This is a genomic window from Pseudomonas sp. NPDC090233 (assembly GCF_044772285.1).
GTDB lineage: Bacteria > Pseudomonadota > Gammaproteobacteria > Pseudomonadales > Pseudomonadaceae > Aquipseudomonas.
This window is the reverse complement of sequence record NZ_JBIVYQ010000006.1, coordinates 115,696-134,066: the sequence shown is the minus strand read 5'-3', so window position 1 is coordinate 134,066 and position 18,371 is coordinate 115,696. Positions and strand designations below refer to the sequence as shown.

17 protein-coding genes are annotated in these 18,371 nt (G+C 64.8%); 11 read left to right on the top strand and 6 right to left on the bottom strand.

Annotated features, from left to right (window positions below; translation table 11 throughout):
* Positions 1-42: 42 nt before the first annotated feature.
* Positions 43-1,035 carry a hydrolase gene (locus tag ACIQUF_RS17910; RefSeq protein WP_403133797.1) on the top strand — a complete coding sequence of 331 codons (993 nt, stop codon included), beginning with the start codon at positions 43-45 and terminating at the stop codon, positions 1,033-1,035.
* Positions 1,036-1,042: 7 nt separating this feature from the next.
* Here ACIQUF_RS17910 and ACIQUF_RS17905 read toward each other — a convergent pair whose 3' ends face one another.
* Positions 1,043-1,897: a sulfurtransferase gene (locus ACIQUF_RS17905; RefSeq protein ID WP_403133795.1), complete on the bottom strand. Its 855-nt coding sequence runs from the start codon at positions 1,895-1,897 to the stop codon at positions 1,043-1,045.
* Between the two features lie 35 nt (positions 1,898-1,932).
* Positions 1,933-2,598: a TetR/AcrR family transcriptional regulator gene (locus tag ACIQUF_RS17900; protein ID WP_403133792.1), complete on the bottom strand. Its 666-nt coding sequence runs from the start codon at positions 2,596-2,598 to the stop codon at positions 1,933-1,935.
* A gap of 151 nt (positions 2,599-2,749) precedes the next feature.
* On the opposite strand from ACIQUF_RS17900, the gene ACIQUF_RS17895 reads away from it, so the two are divergent.
* From ACIQUF_RS17895 to ACIQUF_RS17875, 5 genes are all read left to right on the top strand, one after another.
* Entirely contained in the window at positions 2,750-4,180 is a 1,431-nt protein-coding gene (locus tag ACIQUF_RS17895) for a coniferyl aldehyde dehydrogenase (protein WP_403133791.1), read from the top strand.
* A gap of 10 nt (positions 4,181-4,190) precedes the next feature.
* A complete protein-coding gene (locus ACIQUF_RS17890; RefSeq protein ID WP_403133789.1) occupies positions 4,191-4,676 on the top strand; it encodes a twin-arginine translocation pathway signal protein in 486 nt (161 codons plus the stop codon).
* A gap of 24 nt (positions 4,677-4,700) precedes the next feature.
* Entirely contained in the window at positions 4,701-6,299 is a 1,599-nt protein-coding gene (locus ACIQUF_RS17885) for a GMC family oxidoreductase N-terminal domain-containing protein (RefSeq protein ID WP_403133786.1), read from the top strand.
* Between the two features lie 111 nt (positions 6,300-6,410).
* Positions 6,411-6,890: a pantetheine-phosphate adenylyltransferase gene (gene coaD / locus ACIQUF_RS17880; protein ID WP_119146559.1), complete on the top strand. Its 480-nt coding sequence runs from the start codon at positions 6,411-6,413 to the stop codon at positions 6,888-6,890.
* A gap of 107 nt (positions 6,891-6,997) precedes the next feature.
* Complete coding sequence (locus ACIQUF_RS17875) at positions 6,998-7,249, top strand: YfhL family 4Fe-4S dicluster ferredoxin (RefSeq protein ID WP_403133783.1); 252 nt, start codon at positions 6,998-7,000, stop codon at positions 7,247-7,249.
* Between the two features lie 3 nt (positions 7,250-7,252).
* On the opposite strand, the gene mutM is transcribed toward ACIQUF_RS17875, so the two are convergent.
* On the bottom strand, positions 7,253-8,065 hold the full coding sequence (gene mutM / locus ACIQUF_RS17870; protein ID WP_403133782.1) for a bifunctional DNA-formamidopyrimidine glycosylase/DNA-(apurinic or apyrimidinic site) lyase: 813 nt from the start codon (positions 8,063-8,065) through the stop codon (positions 7,253-7,255).
* A gap of 3 nt (positions 8,066-8,068) precedes the next feature.
* Positions 8,069-8,887: an HDOD domain-containing protein gene (locus ACIQUF_RS17865; RefSeq protein ID WP_403134450.1), complete on the bottom strand. Its 819-nt coding sequence runs from the start codon at positions 8,885-8,887 to the stop codon at positions 8,069-8,071.
* A gap of 156 nt (positions 8,888-9,043) precedes the next feature.
* Between ACIQUF_RS17865 and ACIQUF_RS17860 the strand changes: the two genes are divergently transcribed.
* Positions 9,044-10,240 (top strand): class I SAM-dependent rRNA methyltransferase, encoded by a 1,197-nt coding sequence (locus ACIQUF_RS17860; protein ID WP_403133779.1) that lies wholly within the window; start codon positions 9,044-9,046, stop codon positions 10,238-10,240.
* A gap of 124 nt (positions 10,241-10,364) precedes the next feature.
* On the opposite strand, the gene ACIQUF_RS17855 is transcribed toward ACIQUF_RS17860, so the two are convergent.
* Positions 10,365-10,985, bottom strand: coding sequence for a magnesium transporter (locus ACIQUF_RS17855; RefSeq protein ID WP_403133777.1), 621 nt, complete (start codon positions 10,983-10,985; stop codon positions 10,365-10,367).
* 493 nt (positions 10,986-11,478) lie between these two features.
* Here ACIQUF_RS17855 and ilvD point away from each other — a divergent pair, with 493 nt between their 5' ends.
* Both ilvD and ACIQUF_RS17845 read left to right on the top strand, forming a co-directional pair.
* Positions 11,479-13,320 carry a dihydroxy-acid dehydratase gene (gene ilvD / locus ACIQUF_RS17850; protein ID WP_403133774.1) on the top strand — a complete coding sequence of 614 codons (1,842 nt, stop codon included), beginning with the start codon at positions 11,479-11,481 and terminating at the stop codon, positions 13,318-13,320.
* Positions 13,321-13,620: 300 nt separating this feature from the next.
* Positions 13,621-15,012, top strand: coding sequence for an L-cystine transporter (locus ACIQUF_RS17845; RefSeq protein ID WP_403133771.1), 1,392 nt, complete (start codon positions 13,621-13,623; stop codon positions 15,010-15,012).
* A 34-nt stretch (positions 15,013-15,046) separates the two neighbouring features.
* Here the strand turns inward: ACIQUF_RS17845 and ACIQUF_RS17840 are convergent, their stop codons facing one another.
* A complete protein-coding gene (locus tag ACIQUF_RS17840; RefSeq protein WP_403133768.1) occupies positions 15,047-15,562 on the bottom strand; it encodes a dihydrofolate reductase in 516 nt (171 codons plus the stop codon).
* A gap of 54 nt (positions 15,563-15,616) precedes the next feature.
* Here ACIQUF_RS17840 and ACIQUF_RS17835 point away from each other — a divergent pair, with 54 nt between their 5' ends.
* Together ACIQUF_RS17835 and ACIQUF_RS17830 are read left to right on the top strand one after the other, a co-directional pair.
* A complete protein-coding gene (locus ACIQUF_RS17835) occupies positions 15,617-17,008 on the top strand; it encodes a DUF2868 domain-containing protein (protein ID WP_403133766.1) in 1,392 nt (463 codons plus the stop codon).
* On the top strand, positions 17,001-18,365 hold the full coding sequence (locus tag ACIQUF_RS17830) for a GTPase/DUF3482 domain-containing protein (RefSeq protein ID WP_403133764.1): 1,365 nt from the start codon (positions 17,001-17,003) through the stop codon (positions 18,363-18,365). The genes ACIQUF_RS17835 and ACIQUF_RS17830 overlap by 8 nt, the downstream gene beginning before the upstream one ends.
* The last annotated feature ends 6 nt before the right edge of the window (positions 18,366-18,371 follow it).

Below are 18,371 nucleotides of genomic sequence, written 5' to 3'. Positions count from 1 at the left end.
GATTCATGGCACTCTAGGTTGGCACATCATGAGTCGCCCAGCATGCCCAGCCTCACCGCCCCTTTCCGCCCGGCTACCGGGCTTTCCAACCCTCACCTGCAAACCCTGTGGGGCCCGCTGTGGCGCAAGCTGCCGGCGCTGGAGCGCAACCGCGAACGGTTGTGGCTGGCCGATGGCGACTTTCTCGACCTCGACTGGCATGGGCCGCACCAGCCGGATGCCCCCTTGGTGCTGGTACTGCACGGCCTGACCGGCTCGTCCCATTCGCCCTATGTCAAAGGCTTGCAGCAGGCTTTACAGACCCGAGGCTGGGCCAGCGTGGCGGTCAACTGGCGCGGTTGCTCGGGTGAACCGAACCTGCTGGCGCGCAGTTACCATTCCGGCGCCAGCGAAGACCTGGCGGAAGTGGTCGCTCACCTGCGTGCCCAGCGTCCACTGGCACCGCTGTATGCCGTGGGCTACTCGCTGGGCGGCAATGTGCTGCTCAAATACCTGGGTGAAAGTGGCAGCGCCAGCGAGCTGCAGGCGGCAGTGGCGGTGTCCGTGCCGTTCCGCCTGGACCAGTGCGCCGACCGCATCGGCCAGGGTTTTTCCAAGGTCTACCAGGCGCATTTCATGCGCGAGATGATGGCCTACGTGCAGGTGAAACAACGGCATTTCCGCGCTCAGGGCCACCACGAAGGCCTGGCCGCACTTGATCGCCTGGGGCCATTGCGCAAGTTGCGCACGTTCTGGGATTTCGACGGCAAGGTAACGGCGCCGTTGAACGGCTTCAACGATGCGCATGACTACTATCGCCGAGCCTCCAGCCGCTATTACCTCGGGCAGAACCGCACACCTACGCTGATCATCCATTCCACCGATGACCCGTTCGTGTCTGGCCACAGCCTGCCCACCGCCAGCGAACTGGCGCCGCTGACTCACTTCGAACTGCATGAGCGCGGCGGCCACGTAGGGTTTGTCGAGGGCAGCCTGCGAAACCCGAGTTACTACCTGGAGCGGCGGATTCCGCAATGGCTGGTGGACGGCGTCTGAATCGGGTTCAGTCGCCGGTGGCAACCGGATGCCGTGGATCGTTGATCCACTCACTCCACGACCCGGCAAACAGCTTGCCCAATGGATACCCTGCCAACGCCAGGGCGAACAGGTTATGGCAAGCCGTCACCCCTGATCCGCAATACGCGACCAACTGCTCTGGCGCCCGGCCCGCGAGCTTCTCGGCAAAGCGCTGTTTGAGCTGCTCGGCCGGCAGGAAACGCCCATCGGCGCCGAGGTTGTCGGTGAATGCGGCGCACTGGGCGCCCGGAATATGCCCCGCCACCGGGTCGATCGGCTCCACCTCGCCACGAAATCGCGGCAGGGCACGCGCATCGATCAGCGTCATATCCTTCGTGCCCAACTGCTTGCCCAAGTGTTCGGCATCGATCAGCAGGCTGGGGTCTGGCTCACCCTTGAATGAACCTTCACGTCGAGCCGGCGCATCCAGGCTCAACGGCAAGTGCGCAGCGTGCCAGGCCTTGAGGCCGCCATCGAGAATGGCCACACCACTGCGCTTGCCCAGCCAGGCGAGCAACCACCAGGCACGGGCGGCGAAGGCGCCGGGGCCGTCGTCGTACAGCACCACCTCGCTGTCGTTGTCCAGCCCCCACTCACGCAGGCGCGCGACCAGCTGACGCGGCTCCGGCAGCGGGTGACGCCCGGTCTTGCCCTTGCTGACCGGCCCACTGAGGTCACGTTCCAGGTCGGCGAAATGCGCCCCGGCGATATGCCCCTCGGCATAGCTGCGTTGGCCGTAATCCACATCTTCCAGGGCAAAACGACAATCGAGGATCACCAACTTGGGCGAGTCCAGACGCTCGGCCAGCTGCTGCGGGGTGATCAATTGCGCAAGGGGCATGACAATCTCCTGATCGATGGCACGAAGGCCCTGGGCTAGTGCTCCAGGGCCTGATTGAACGGAACATGGAATTCCTGGCACAGGGCATCCACGGCAGTGCGAGCGTTGGCGGTAACGAAGCCAAGCTCCAGCACCAGTACCTGATAGACGCCACGCATGAAGGCTTCTTCACCCAGATGAGCGGAATGTTCCCGCGTGGTACTGAGAAAACGGACCCACGAAGTCAGGATGATCCAGGCGTTGATGGTCAGCGATTCGATCTGGGCAGGTGCCATGGCCAGAATCCCGGCCTCGACGAAACCGCGATAGATCGCCTGGCCCTGGCGCAGGCAGCGTTCGGAAAAGCGCCGGTACCGTGCGGCCAGCTCCGCGTCGCTGTCGAGCAGGTGCTCCAGGTCGCGGTGCAGGAAGCGGTAGTTCCACATCGCGTCGAGCAGCGCCTTGAGGTAGAAACGCTTGTCTTCAACCGTGGCCGCCCGCCCCTGCGGCGGGCGCAGGAAGCTGTCCACCAGTTCTTCGTACTGGCTGAACAACACGGCGATGATCGCCTGCTTGTTGGGGAAGTGGTAGTACAGGTTGCCGGGCGAAATTTCCATGTGCGCGGCAATGTGGTTGGTGCTCACGCTACGCTCGCCCTGCTGGTTGAACAGCTCCAGGCTGTTCTGCACGATGCGCTCTCGGGTCTTCATGCGCGGGGCCATGCTCAGCTCCCAGTCTGCAGGCTTACGGTCATGGCCCATCTTACGGTGTAACACGGCCTGGATGCACCGTTGGCGTATGCGAAAAAAGTCGCACGATGGTGCCGATTAGAGTATAGGCTCTAGGGATTCTCAGCCCATACGGGGAACCGCCGTGACCTCGACCCTCGCCTTGCCTCTTGTGCATTCGGACACCGACCTGGCGGCCACATTCGCCGCCCAGCGCAAGGCATTTGCAGGCAACCCCATGCCGCCAGCGGCGCAACGCAGGCAATGGCTGAGAAGCCTGCGCGAGGCTCTGCTGTCGGATAAGCAGCGGCTGATCGAGGCCATCGATGCGGATTTTGCCGGCCGCAGCGCCGATGAAACCCTGCTGGCCGAGTTGCTGCCTTCGGTACAGGGCATTCGCCATGCCGAGCGCCACCTGCAGCTCTGGATGCGCCCTGCCAGGCGAGCTGTGGGTTTGGCCTTTCAGCCTGCCAGCGCGCGCGTGGTCTATCAGCCGCTGGGCGTAGTGGGCATCATCGTGCCGTGGAACTACCCGCTGTTTCTCGCCATCGGCCCGTTGACCTGCGCATTGGCCGCGGGCAACCGGGTCATGCTCAAGCTCAGCGAGGCCACACCGGCCACCGGGGAAGCGCTTAAAGCACTGCTTGCTCGGGTGTTCCCGGACGATCTGGTCAGCGTGGTGCTGGGCGAAGTGGACGTCGGCCAGGCTTTCGCCAGGCTGCCGTTCGATCACTTGCTGTTCACCGGGGCCACCAGCGTCGGCCGCCAAGTGATGCTGGCCGCTGCGCAAAACCTGACGCCGGTAACGCTAGAGCTGGGCGGCAAATCGCCGGCCATCGTTTCGGCCAGTGTGCCGCTGGACACTGCCGCCGAGCGTATCGCCTTCGGCAAGACCCTAAACGCCGGCCAAACCTGCGTCGCCCCCGACTACGTGCTGGTGCCCCGCGAACGCCTGAACGCCTTCGGCGACGCCTACCGCAACGCTGTCCGCCGCCTCTATCCGCACATTGCCGACAACCCCGACTACAGCGCCATCATCAACCCGAGGCAACTGCAGCGCCTTCAGCACCTGCTGGACGACGCCCGAAGCAAAGGCGCGCAGGTCATCGACCTGTACCCGGATGATCCCCGCCAGGGCCGACGCCTGCCGCCGCACCTGCTGCTGGAGGTGAACGACAGCATGCAGGTGATGCAGGACGAAATCTTCGGCCCACTGCTCCCCGTGGTGCCCTACGACAGCCTCAACGGCGCCCTCGATTACGTCAATCAGCGCCCACGCCCGCTGGCCCTGTATTACTTCGGCTACGACCGCGCCGAACAGGAACATGTGCTGCACAACAGCCACTCCGGCGGCGTTTGCCTCAATGACACACTGCTGCATGTGGCCCAGGACGACCTGCCATTCGGCGGCATCGGCCCTTCGGGCATGGGCCACTACCACGGCCATGACGGCTTCCTGACCTTCAGCAAGGCCAAGGCAGTGTTGGCCAAGCAACGCCTGAATGCCGCCCGGTTGATCTACCCGCCGTATGGCAAGGCGTTGCAGCGCCTGGTCTACAAACTGTTCATTCGCTGAGGCCGGGGCCATGCACCGTCGCGACCTGCTGCGCTTCAGCCTGGGTGCCAGTGTGTTCCTGGCCAGCGCCAGCCTGATCGGCTGCAGCCCCCAGGCACCGGCGACCGGTTTCCACCAACTGCGTGATGACGACGTACCGCTGCTGCGGGCACTGATCCCGGTAGTCCTCGCCGGCACCTCGGCCAGCGAAGCGCTGGTGCTGCACAGCCTCGACGACAAACTGGCGGCGCTGTCCCCGGAAATGCTCAAGCTCACCCGGCAATTGTTCGACGTGCTCAACCTGCCGCTGACCCGTGGCCCACTGACTGGGGTTTGGGGCGCCTGGGAGCACGCCACTGCCGACCAGGTGTCGGCGTTTCTGCAACGCTGGCAGGACAGCTCGCTGAACCTGTTGCGCATGGGCCATGCCTCGCTGCTGCAACTGCTGCAGATGGCCTGGTACGAACGCCCGGAAAGCTGGGCTGCCTGCGGCTACCCCGGCCCGCCGAAAATCTGACTGCCAACAACAAGAGCATCTTCAATGCCTGTCATCGACCCGTTTCGCCAAGGCCTCGAACGCGGCTGGATCACCCACGACGGCTCCCGCCTGGAACAGGACCTCACCCTGCAGGCCGACATTGCCGTGATCGGCAGCGGCGCCGGCGGCGCCACCAGCGCGCAAATGCTCAGCGCCGCGGGCTATAAGGTGCTGCTGATCGAAGAAGGCCCGCTCAAGACCAGCAGCGACTTCCGCCTGCTGGAGAACGAGGCCTACGCCAGCCTGTATCAGGAAGGCCTCGGCCGGATGAGCAAGGATGGCGCCATCACCATTCTCCAGGGACGCGCAGTGGGGGGTACCACCCTGGTCAACTGGACGTCGAGTTTTCGCACACCTGAACAGACCTTGGCGCACTGGGAAACGGCTCACAGCGTCAAAGGCCTAGGTAACGAAGCCCTGCGCCCGTGGTTCGAGCGCATCGAGCAGGAGCTGGGTATCAGCCCCTGGGCCATGCCGCCGAACGCCAACAATGACGTGCTGCGCCGCGGCTGCGAGCAGCTCGGTTATCGCTGGGCGGTGATCCCGCGCAATGTGCGTGGCTGCTGGAACCTCGGCTATTGCGGCATGGGCTGCCCGGTCAACGCCAAGCAATCGATGCTGGTGACACGCATTCCCGCCACACTCGACCAGGGCGGTGAGCTGCTTTACCTGGCGCGTGCCGAACGCTTCGCGCACAACGGCGAGCGCATCGAGCATTTGCATTGCCAGGCGCTGGATGCTCAGGGTATTCAGCCCACCGGCCGCAGCGTCACCGTTCGTGCCCGCCACTACATCCTCGCGGGCGGCGGGATCAACAGCCCCGCCCTGCTGCTGCGCTCGAAGGCGCCCGACCCTTATGGGCGCCTGGGCACGCGGACCTTCCTGCACCTGGTCAACTTCAGCGCGGCACGCTTCGAGGCGCGTATTGATCCTTATTACGGCGCACCGCAGTCCATCTACAGCGACCATTTCCAATGGCAGGGCGGCGTCGACGGCCCGATTGGCTACAAACTGGAGGTGCCGCCGCTGCACCCGGCCCTGGCCAGCACCTTGCTCGGCGGCATCGGCGCCGACAACGCCCGACGCATGGCCGAGCTGCCGCACACCCACGTCATGCTGGCGCTGCTGCGCGACGGTTTCCACCCTGAAAGCGTTGGCGGCACGGTGCAATTGCGCGGCGATGGCTCACCGGTGCTCGATTACACGGTCACCGACTACCTGCGTGACGGCCTGCGTCGGGCTTATCACAGCATGGCGCAGATCCAGTTCGCCGCCGGCGCCACACAGGTTACGCCCGTGCACAGCGATGCCAGTGCCGCGACAAGCCTGGCGCAGGCCCAGCGCCTGATCGAGGGTTTACGCCTGGAGCCGTTCCGCACGCGCCTGGGCAGCGCCCACGTCATGGGCGGCTGTGCCATGGGCGAAGACCCGCGTCAGGCGGTGTGCGACAGCCTGGGCCGCCACCATCAGCTGGAAAACCTGTCGGTTCACGACGGTTCGCTGTTTCCCACCAGCATCGGCGCCAACCCGCAACTGTCGGTGTACGCCATCAGCGCCAGGCTCACCGACGCCCTGCTCGCCCGCCTGGCACACAGTGCATGACAACAAATGCCAGTGCTGTCTATAGTGCCATCGGCCCGCCGCATGACTTGGCCGAGCGCCAGTGCTGCGCTAACATCCGACTCCCCAACGCACTCCAGCCAGGATGACGCGATGAACCGAGTGTTGTACCCGGGTACTTTCGACCCCATTACCAAAGGCCATGGCGATTTGGTAGAGCGCGCCTCGCGGCTGTTCGACCACGTGATCATCGCGGTGGCCGCCAGCCCGAAAAAAAACCCCCTGTTCCCGCTGGAACAACGGGTTGCGCTGGCCCGTGAGGTCACCAAGCACCTGCCCAATGTCGAAGTCATCGGCTTCTCCTCGCTGCTGGCGCACTTCGCCAAGGAACAGGGCGCCAACGTGTTCCTGCGCGGCCTGCGCGCGGTGTCCGACTTCGAATACGAATTCCAGCTGGCGAACATGAACCGGCAACTGGCGCCTGACGTCGAGAGCCTGTTCCTCACGCCTTCGGAGCGTTATTCGTTCATTTCCTCGACGCTGGTCCGGGAAATCGCAGCCTTGGGCGGCGACATCACCAAGTTCGTCCACCCGGTGGTGGCCGAAGCACTGACCGAACGATTCAAGAAGTAAGCCAGCGCGCTGATTGTCGCGCCCGCGTGCACTGCGGGCGCGAATGCGGCACAATTGTGCCCATTGCGTTGAACATGCCCGGGCCTTGAGCCCCGGCCGGAGCCCCCATGTCCCTGATCATCACCGACGATTGCATCAACTGCGACGTCTGCGAACCCGAGTGCCCGAACGAGGCCATCTCCCAAGGCGAAGAGATCTACGTGATCGACCCGAACCTGTGCACCCAGTGCGTCGGCCATTACGACGAGCCGCAGTGCCAGCAGGTTTGCCCGGTCGACTGCATCCCGCTGGATGAAGCGCACCCGGAAACTGAAGACGAGCTGATGGCCAAGTACCGCCGGATCACCGGCAAGGACTGAAGGTCAGCGCTGGCAGCGCGGGCAGAACACGCTCGCCCGCTGCCCCAGCTTCACCTCGCGCAAGGCCGTGCCACACAACTTGCACGGCTGCCCGCCTCGCCCGTAGACGAACAATTCCTGCTGGAAGTAGCCCGGCTGCCCGTCGCCGCCGATGAAATCGCGCAAGGTCGTGCCGCCCTGCTCGATGGCCGCGGCCAGCACGCGTTTGATTTCGATGGCCAGCTTCAGGTAGCGAGCCCGAGAAATACCACCCGCCTCGCGCCGCGGGTCGATGCCGGCGGCGAACAACGCCTCGGTCGCGTAGATATTGCCTACCCCCACCACCACCGCGTTGTCCATGATGAACGGCTTGACCGCCATCGACCGCCCGCGCGACAACTGGAACAGCCGCTCGCCATCGAACAGGTCGGTCAGCGGCTCAGGCCCGAGGCGCAGCAGCAGTTCGTGCTTGAGCGGGTCGAGGCTCCAGAGCATGGCGCCGAAACGACGCGGGTCGGTGTAGCGCAGCATCAGCCCCGACTCCAGCTCGATGTCGACGTGCTCATGTTTGGCCGCCGGTAGCCCGAGTTCGACCAGGCGCAGGTTGCCCGACATGCCCAGGTGGCTGATCAAGGTGCCGACCTCGGCGTTGATCAACAGATACTTGGCGCGCCGCTCGACGCTGACGATCCGCTGCCCGGACAAGCGCACATCCAGGTCCTCGGGGATTGGCCAGCGCAGGCGCCGGTCACGCACCACCACGCGGCTGACACGCTGGCCTTCCAGGTGCGGTGCGATACCGCGCCGGGTCGTTTCGACTTCGGGGAGTTCCGGCATGAATCAGTGCCCACCCAGCTCGCGAATGTTCTGTTTGAGGTTCTCGAAGTCGTACTCCGACAAACCGATATAGTCGAGTACCAGCGGGCCGACCACTTGCCACTCGTGGTCGACGCTCTGGTTGCCCAGCACCCGGTACGAGGCGCAGATGTGCTCGGCCATCTTCAGCACCGCGAGCAGGTTCTTCAGCTGGCTCTGGGCATTGCCCGACGACTCATCGCGGAAAACCGCCAAGGCATTGTGGTGGTTGGCGATGGCCGCACTGATGTGTTCAGGCAGGCGCCAGGACTTGGCAGTGAAGTAGCCGACCACCGAATGGTTGGTGTTGAAGACGCGGTTCTCGGTATCGACCACGCGGGTTTCGGCATCGGCCTTGGCGTAGGCCTGTTCCAGCACCTCCATGTAGTCGGGGAAGCGCTTGAGCATCAGCGGCACGCCGCAGTCATGGAACAGGCCGAGCGTGTAAGCCTCGTCCGCAGACTGGATGCCGGTGCGCTTGGCCAGGGTCAGGCAGGTCATGGCCACGTCCTGGGCGGTGTCCCAGAAGCGGTTGAGGGTGACGATGGTCTCGTCGCTCATCTCGCCCTTGATCGACTGGGCGTTGATCAGGTTGATGATCGAGCGGCTGCCCAACAGGTTCACTGCACGCTGGATCGAGCCGATCTTGTTGGACAGGCCGAAGTGCGGCGAGTTGACCAGTTTGAGCAGCGCGCCGGACAGGCCCGGGTCCTGGGAAATCAGCTTGGCGATGGTTTCCAGGTCCGGGTCGGGCATGTACTGCTCGAACTGCAGGTCGACCATGATCTGCGGTTGCGGCGGAATGGTAATGCCTTGCAAGGCTTGCTGGATCTGTTCGGCGCTGAGTTCTTGGGACATGCGTGCACACTCGTTGAGGACGGGGGATTCTAACCCACAAGCCTCGCACCGGTCCTGGGGCCAACGCGGTATACTTCCGCTCTTTTTCCCCGGAGCGACGTCATGTCCCTGCCCAGCCTTCGCCTCAAAGCCAATGCCGACCGCCGCCTGCGCGCCGGCCACCTGTGGGTCTACAGCAACGAGGTCGATGTCACCGCGACTCCGCTGCAGGGCTTCCAGGCCGGGCAGCAGGCAGTTCTCGAGGCCGCCAACGGCAAGCCGCTGGGCATCGTCGCCCTGAGCCCGAACAACCTGATCTGCGCCCGCCTGCTGTCGCGCGACATCAAGCTGCCGCTGGACAAGTCGCTGCTGGTGCACCGCCTCAACGTCGCCCTGTCGCTGCGCGAGCGCCTGTTCGACAAGCCGTGCTATCGCCTGGTCTATGGCGATTCCGACTTGCTGCCAGGCCTTGTGGTCGACCGTTTCTTCGACATCCTCGTGGTTCAGCTGGCTTCGGCCACCATGGAGCTGCACAAGGACGACGTGATCGCCGCCCTGGTGCAAGTGCTCAAGCCAAGCGGCATCCTGTTCAAGAACGACTCCGCCGCGCGTGATGCCGAAGGCTTGCAGCGCTACGTCAAGACCGCTTATGGCGAAGTGCCGGACTGGGTTGCGCTGGAAGAGAACGGGGTGAAATTCGAAGCCCCGGTCCGTGAAGGCCAGAAGACCGGCTGGTTCTATGATCACCGCATGAACCGCGCACGCCTGGCGCCCTACGTCAAAGGCAAGCGCGTGCTCGACCTGTTCAGCTACATCGGTGGCTGGGGGGTGCAGGCCGGGGCATTCGGCGCCAGCGAAGTGTTCTGCGTGGATGCCTCGGGCTTTGCCCTGGACGGCGTCGAGCGTAACGCCACGCTCAACGGCATCAGCGAAAAACTGACCTGCATCGAAGGCGATGTGTTCGAAGCCCTGCGCGAGCTGAAAGCGGCCGAAGAACGCTTCGACGTGATCATTGCCGACCCACCCGCCTTCATCAAGCGCAAGAAGGACCTGAAAAACGGTGAAGCGGCCTACCGTCGCCTCAACGAACAGGCCATGCGCATGCTGACCAAGGACGGCATCCTGGTCAGCGCCTCGTGCTCGATGCACCTGCCCGAGGACGACCTGAACAACATTCTGCTGACCAGCGCCCGCCACCTGGACCGCAACCTGCAGCTGCTGGAACGCGGCGGCCAAGGCCCGGACCACCCGGTGCACCCGGCCATCGCCGAAACCCGCTACATCAAGAGCATTACCTGCCGGTTGCTGCCTAACAGCTAATCTGGCAAGTACCTCAGCTTGGCCCGGTGGGAGCGGCTTCAGCCGCGAACACCGGCGAAGCCGGTGCCATCCACCGAGTCGCTTGCTTCGCGGCTAAAGCCGCTCCCACAGGCTGTGTACAGGGTCAGATACCCAGCACGTACGAAGCGATCCCGAAGTACACCAGCACCCCCGCCGCATCGGCAATCGAAGTCACCAATGGGCCGCTGGCCGTCGCCGGGTCGAGGTTGAGCTTGGTGAACATGAAGGGCAAGCTCATGCCGATCAGGCTGCCCAGCAATACGATCACCAGCATGCTGCTGGCAACGATCAGCGCAACGTCCGCCCCACCGCGCAGCGCCCCCAGCGAAGCCACCGCCAACGCCATGGTTGCGCCCAACGCCAGTGCCACACCGCATTCACGCCCCAGCATGCGCAACCAGTCGCGCATCACCACCTCTCCCGTCGCCAGACCTCGCACCATCAAGGTCGCCGACTGCGCCCCGGCATTGCCACCGCTGTCCACCAGCAACGGCAGGAAGAACACCAGCACGATGTGCGCGGCTATGGTTTCCTCGAACGCTGCGATTCCCGCCCCCGAGAACAGGTTGCCGAACACCAGCAGCACCAGCCACAGCACTCGCTTGCGGTACAGCAGGCTGATGGTGGCATCCCTCAGGTTGCCCACATGATTGGTGATGGATGCGCCTTTGTGGAAGTCTTCGGTGACATCCTGGGTGCTCAGGGGCGCGACTTTAGACTGCATGCATGCTGCACAGATTTGTTGCATAACGTTCTCCAGGCGCCAACGCGAGCGCCCGAAGACCTTGACTCAAGCCTTCGGAAGCCCTGGCGGCGGCGCGCTCAGTGCCAATTTGCAGGTTCTGTATGAACTGAAACTGGGAAGGTCCATTGAGGGTGTATCTCGTGAAACCGCACATGCGGCGGGCGGATCATAGTCACCCTGGGCCGGCAGGTCAGCCCCTGAGGCGGCATTTGGGAAGCGTCCTACAAACTACCCGACCATTCGGCAAAGCCACCGCCTAGCCACATCGCCATTCCCTCACCGCGTCAGCGGTGTAGAATCGGGCTATTCATCGCCAGTCATCCCCGGCGGGTTTATGAGCTCTGGTCGAGCACGCGGCGATCCCGTGCTGTATTCGGCCCCATCCGTGCCAGTGGCAACCGGCCTGCGGCGCAAAGGACAGGAGAAGCTCACTCCCCTATTTGTGACCTGATTAAGCCGCCAGGAGTGCTTCATGCCTGATTATCGTTCCAAGACTTCCACCCACGGCCGCAACATGGCCGGCGCCCGTGCCCTGTGGCGCGCCACCGGCATGAAGGACGACGATTTCAAGAAACCGATCATCGCCATCGCCAACTCGTTCACCCAGTTCGTCCCGGGCCACGTGCACCTGAAGGACCTGGGCCAACTGGTCGCCCGCGAGATCGAACGCGCCGGTGGCGTGGCCAAAGAGTTCAACACCATTGCGGTCGACGACGGCATCGCCATGGGCCATGACGGCATGCTGTATTCCCTGCCGAGCCGCGAGATCATCGCCGACGCCGTGGAATACATGGTCAACGCCCACTGCGCCGACGCCATCGTGTGCATCTCCAACTGCGACAAGATCACCCCCGGCATGCTGATGGCCGCCCTGCGCCTGAACATCCCGGTGATCTTCGTGTCTGGCGGCCCTATGGAAGCCGGCAAGACCAAGCTGGCCAGCCACGGCCTGGACCTGGTCGACGCGATGGTCATCGCCGCCGACTCCTCGGCCTCCGACGAGAAGGTCGCCGAGTACGAGCGCAGCGCCTGCCCGACCTGCGGTTCCTGCTCCGGCATGTTCACCGCCAACTCGATGAACTGCCTGACCGAAGCGCTGGGCCTGGCCCTGCCGGGCAACGGTTCGACCCTGGCCACCCACGCCGACCGCGAGCAGCTGTTCCTCACCGCCGGCCGCACCATCGTCGAGCTGTGCAAGCGCTACTACGGCGAGAACGACGAGTCGGTGCTGCCGCGCAGCATCGCCAACTTCAAGGCGTTCGAGAACGCCATGATGCTCGACATCGCCATGGGCGGCTCGACCAACACCATCCTGCACCTGCTGGCCGCGGCCCAGGAAGGCGAGGTGGCGTTCGACCTGCGTGACATCGACCGCCTGTCGCGCAAAGTGCCGCAGCTGTGCAAGGTGGCGCCGAACATCCAGAAGTACCACATGGAAGACGTGCACCGCGCCGGTGGCATCTTCAGTATCCTCGGCTCGCTGGCCCGTGGCGGCCTGCTGCACACCGACCTGCCGACCGTGCACAGCGCCAGCATGGAAGAAGCCATCGCCAAGTGGGACATCACCCAGACCGATGACGAAGCGGTACACACCTTCTTCAAGGCCGGCCCGGCCGGTATCCCGACTCAGACGGCCTTCAGCCAGTCGACCCGCTGGGAAACCCTCGACGACGACCGTGAAAACGGCTGCATCCGCAGCTTCGAGCACGCCTACTCGCAAGAAGGCGGCCTGGCCGTGCTGTACGGCAACATCGCCCTCGATGGCTGCGTGGTGAAAACCGCCGGTGTCGATGAGTCGATTCACGTGTTCGAAGGCAACGCGAAGATCTTCGAAAGCCAGGACAGCGCCGTGCGCGGCATCCTCGCCGACGAAGTCAAAGCCGGCGACATCGTCATCATCCGTTACGAAGGCCCGAAAGGCGGCCCGGGCATGCAAGAGATGCTCTACCCGACTTCGTACCTGAAATCCAAAGGCCTGGGCAAAGCCTGTGCCCTGCTCACCGACGGCCGCTTCTCGGGCGGCACCTCGGGCCTGTCGATCGGCCACGCCTCGCCGGAGGCCGCTGCGGGCGGCGCCATTGGCCTGGTGCGCGACGGCGACAAGGTACTGATCGACATCCCCAACCGTTCGATCAACCTGCTGGTCAGCGACGAAGAGCTGGCCGCACGCCGGGTCGAGCAGGACAAGAAGGGCTGGAAGCCAGTCGAAGTGCGCCCACGCAAGGTGACCACCGCGCTGAAGGCCTACGCCCTGCTGGCGACCAGTGCCGACAAGGGAGCTGTGCGTAACAAGGCGATGCTGGATGGGCTGTGAGGCCTTGATGATGTGAATGAAAACCGGCGCCTAGAGCGCCGGTTTTTTTATGCCTAATGGCCCGCCCAACTCGATCTCTGTGGGAGCGGCTTCAGCCGCGAACACGGGCGGAGCCCGTGCCATCCAGCGCGGTGCCCGCTTCGCGGCTAAAGCCGCTCCCACGAAGTGCGGCGTACTTATTCCATAAATGCCTAAGCAAATTCCTTTTAGATATAAATTCGTTTCTTTTCAGCCTGTTAGCATTTCCGTTCGCAATCGCTCATAGAGGCGATGCTTCTTCTGCTTTTTCCTGGAGCTTCAATGAACCTGCCGCTGTCTCTCAACCTGCTGGCGTTCCTGGCCTTGCTGCTGGGCTTGGCGCAAACCCGCCGTACCGACTGGAGCCTGGCCAAGAAGGTCCTGCTCGGCCTGGCATTGGGCGTAGGTTTCGGCCTGGTGCTGCACACAATCTACGATGCAGGCCACCCGGTGCTCAAAGCCACCATCGGCTGGCTCGACCTGGTCGGCAATGGCTACGTCGGCCTGCTGCAGATGATCGTCATGCCGCTGATCTTCGCCTCGATCCTCAGCGCCGTTGCACGCCTGCACAACGCCTCTTCGCTGGGCCGCATCAGCGTACTGAGCATCGGCACGTTGCTGCTGACCACGGCCATCGCCGCGCTGATCGGCATCGTCCTGACCAACTTGTTCGGCCTGAGCGCCGAAGGCCTGGTCGCCGGCGCCCAGGAAAGCGCGCGCATGCAAGTTATCCACAGCGATTACGCGGGCAAGGTCGCCGACCTCAACATCTCGCAATTGCTGCTGTCGTTCATCCCGAGCAACCCGGTGGGCGACCTGGCGCGGGCCAAGCCGACCTCGATCATCAGCGTGGTGATCTTCGCCGTGTTCGTCGGCCTGGCGGCGTTGCAGCTTATCAAGGACGATGCCGAAAAAGGCCAGCGCGCCCTGTCGGCCATCGACACCCTGCAAGCCTGGGTGATGCGCCTGGTGCGCGTGGTGATGAAGCTCACCCCCTATGGCGTGCTGGCGCTGATGACCAAGGTCGTGGCCAGCTCCAATATGGAAGACATCCTCAAACTGGGCAGCTTCGTGGTGGTGTCGTACATCGGCCTGGGCCTGATGTTCGTGGTGCACGGCATCATTCTCGCCGCCTCCGGCGTCAGCCCGCTGCGCTTCTTCCGCAAAGTCTGGCCGGTGCTGACCTTCGCCTTCACCAGCCGTTCCAGCGCCGCCAGCATCCCGCTGAACATCGAAGCGCAGACCCGCCGCCTGGGCGTGCCACAGTCGATCGCCAGCTTCAGCGCATCGTTCGGCACCACCATCGGCCAGAACGGCTGCGCCGGCCTGTACCCGGCCATGTTGGCGGTGATGGTGGCCCCGGCCGTGGGCATCGATACCTTCGACCCGCTGTGGATTGCGACCCTGGTGGCCATCGTCACCCTGAGCTCGGCAGGCGTTGCCGGCGTGGGCGGTGGTGCCACCTTTGCCGCGTTGATCGTGCTGCCAGCGATGGGCCTGCCGGTGGAACTGGTGGCGCTGCTGATTTCGGTCGAGCCACTGATCGACATGGGCCGCACCGCGCTGAACGTGAACGGTTCGATGACGGCGGGCGTGGTGACCAGTCAGCTGCTCAAAGAAACTGACAAGGATGTGCTGGCCGGCGATGAGCATGCCGAACTGAGCCATTCCTGAAACGACTGGGGCCGCTAATGCGGCCCCAGTTTCGTCAAAGCTTGTTCCACACCTCGAAGTGATACGCAGGCTTGTCCGGTTCGGACTGCGGCTCGCTCGAAGCCAGTTGCCACTGCGCCTTGTCGAACTCAGGGAACCAGGCATCGCCCTGCGGATCCAGCGCCACCCGGGTCAGGTACATGCGGCTGACCAAGCCCTTCTCCAGCGCCTGCGCATACAACTGCGCGCCGCCGATCAGCATCAGCTCATCGACGCCCTGCTCACGCGCCCACTGCTCGGCACGCACCAGCGCCTCTTCCAACGACGCGAACACCTCAGCGCCGGCCAGCACCAGGCCTGGCTGGCGGCTGACCACGAGGTTCAGGCGCCCCGGCAGCGGCCGGCCAAGCGAATCCCAGGTCTTGCGACCCATGATGATCGGCTTGCCCAGGGTGGTGGCCTTGAAGTACTTGAAGTCCCCCGGCAGATGCCAGGGCATGGAGTTGTCGATGCCGATCACGCGGTTCTCGGCGAGTGCCGCGATCAGGCTGAGGGGGAGTGAGGTAGTCATGCCGACGAGGATAGCAAACCCGTGGTGGGTTATGCTTCTGCCCTGAACCGTGCAATGGAAGACCTTGTGACTGGACCGACTCCACTGGACAAGCGCTGGCTCACCGAAGCGATACGCCTGCGCGAGGAACACGCCGGCCCCCTGGAAGACCAGGAAGCCAACCGCCACGCCCGCCAGCACGGCGGCGACCTGGCAGCGCGCATCGAAGCCCGCGCCATGTTCCTGGCCGAGCGCGACGGCATCACCACCGCCCTGCAACACTGGAAGCAAGGCGCACGCCTGGCGCTGCTGGCGTTGTTGCTGATGGCCGTCGTCAGCGGCGCCGGCCTGGCCTTCGCCGCTCTCGGCGATGGGCAACGCCCGGTCAACGTATTCTGGGCCTTGGGCAGCTTGCTCGGGCTGAACCTGCTGATGCTGCTGGGCTGGGCCGCCGGCCTGGCCTTGAGCGGCGAACACGGCGCCAATCTCGGGCGCCTGTGGTTGTGGCTGAGCGAACGCTTCGCCCGCGACGCCAAGGCCGCTCACCTCGCACCCGCACTGCTGGTGCTGCTGCAACGCCAACGCCTGAACCGCTGGCTGCTTGGCCTGCTGGTCCACAGCCTGTGGGCGCTGGCCATGCTCAGCGCGCTGGCGCTGTTGCTGGCACTGCTCGCCACCCGGCGCTATGGCTTCGTCTGGGAGACCACGCTGCTCGCCGCCGAACCTTTCGTGCACCTGACCCAGGCTCTCGGCGCCCTGCCCTCGCTGCTCGGCTTCGCCGTGCCGGACGAAAGCATGATCCGCATCAGCGGCGACACCCTGCCCGCCCTGGACATCGCCCGTCAGGCCTGGGCCAGCTGGCTGCTCGGCGTGGTGCTGGTGTATGGCCTGCTGCCGCGCCTGCTTTTGGCGGGGCTGTGCCTGTGGCGCTGGCGCCAGGGCCGCCAACGCCTGGCCCTGGACCTCAGCCTGCCGGGCTATGCGCAACTGCGCGAAGCACTGATGCCTCGCAGCGAGCGCATCGGCGTGCAGGACGTGGCCCCGCAATCACTGCCACAATTCCAGGCCGGCCAGCTCGAAAGCGGTAGCAGCGGCGCCCTGCTGGTCGGGCTGGAACTGGACGACCAGCGCCCGTGGCCGCCTGCTCTGAGCAAGGGCGTGACCGACGCTGGTGTGCTCGACAGCCGCGAGTCGCGCAATCGCCTGCTGGAGCAGCTCAGCCGCTTCCCGCCGGCGCGCCTGGCCATTGCCTGCGACCCCCGCCGTTCGCCCGACCGTGGCAGCCTCGCGCTGCTGGCCGAGCTGGCGCGCAATGCCGGCGCCACGCGCATCTGGCTGCTGCAGGCAGCCCCCGGCCAGGCACTGGACGCCGAGCGCCTGGGCGACTGGCATGTAGCCCTCGACCGCCTCGGCCTGCCCCACGCCGACACCTCACCGCTGACCTGGCTGGAGCATGGCCATGACTGAGCCGCTGAAACTGGCCGTGGTCGGCCACACCAACGTCGGCAAGACCTCGCTGCTGCGCACCCTCACGCGGGATGTCGGCTTCGGCGAGGTGTCCCATCGCCCGAGTACCACCCGCCACGTGGAAGGCGCGCGGTTGTCGGTGGACGGCGAAGCGCTGCTGGAGCTCTATGACACCCCCGGCCTGGAAGATGCTATCGCGCTGCTCGACTACCTGGAGCGCCTGGAGCGTCCGGGCGAGCGCCTCGATGGCCCGGCCCGCCTGGAGCGTTTCCTCCAAGGCAGCGAGGCACGCCAGCGCTTCGAGCAGGAAGCCAAGGTGCTGCGCCAGTTGCTGGCCAGCAATGCCGGCCTGTATGTGATCGACGCCCGCGAGCCGGTGCTGGCCAAGTACCGGGACGAACTGGAAGTGCTGGCCAGCTGTGGCAAACCACTACTGCCGGTGCTCAACTTCGTCGCCAGCAGCCAGCACCGCGAGCCGGAATGGCGCGACGCCCTGGCCCGCCTAGGCCTGCATGCGCTGGTGCGATTCGACAGCGTCGCGCCCCCGGAAGACGGCGAGCGGCGCCTTTACGAAAGCCTGGCCTTGCTGCTGGAAGACGCCCGCCCGGCGCTGCAACGGCTGATCGACGATCAGCAGGCGCAGCGCCTGGCTCGCCAGCTCAGCGGCAAGCGGTTGATTGCCGAACTGCTGCTTGATTGCGCCGCTTGCCGACGCAGCGTTGAAGCCGAACCTGCGGCAGAGGCCAAAGCCATCGAGGCGCTGCGCCAGGATGTGCGCCAGCGTGAGCAGCGCTGTGTCGAAGCGTTGCTCAAGCTCTATGCGTTTCGTCGTGAGGATGCCAATGCCGGGGATTTGCCGTTGCTGGATGGGCGCTGGGGCGATGACTTGTTCAACCCCGAGACGTTGAAGTTGCTCGGTGTGCGCCTGGGCAGCGGCGTGGCGGCGGGTGCGGCGGCCGGCGCAGGTGTCGACTTGCTGGTGGGTGGCCTGACCCTCGGCGCTGCCGCATTGGCCGGTGCCATTGCCGGGGGGGCGCTACAGACTGCGCGCAACTATGGCTCACGGTTGATGGGCAAGTTGAAGGGCCAGCGCGAGCTGACCGTGGACGACACCGTGCTGCGCTTGCTCGCCCTACGTCAGCAGCAGTTGATGGCGGCGCTGGATAGCCGCGGGCATGCGGCGCAGACCAGTATTCGCCTGGGTGAGCTGGATGAAAAGGCCTGGCGCGAAGGCAAGCTGCCCGAGGCCTTGAGCAAGGCCCGGGCGCATCCGCAATGGTCGACGCTAAACCCTGGGGCGCGGGTAAATCAGACTGAGCGTCAAGAGCAGTTGGAGGCGCTGGTTTCGCAGATCTGAGGGTGC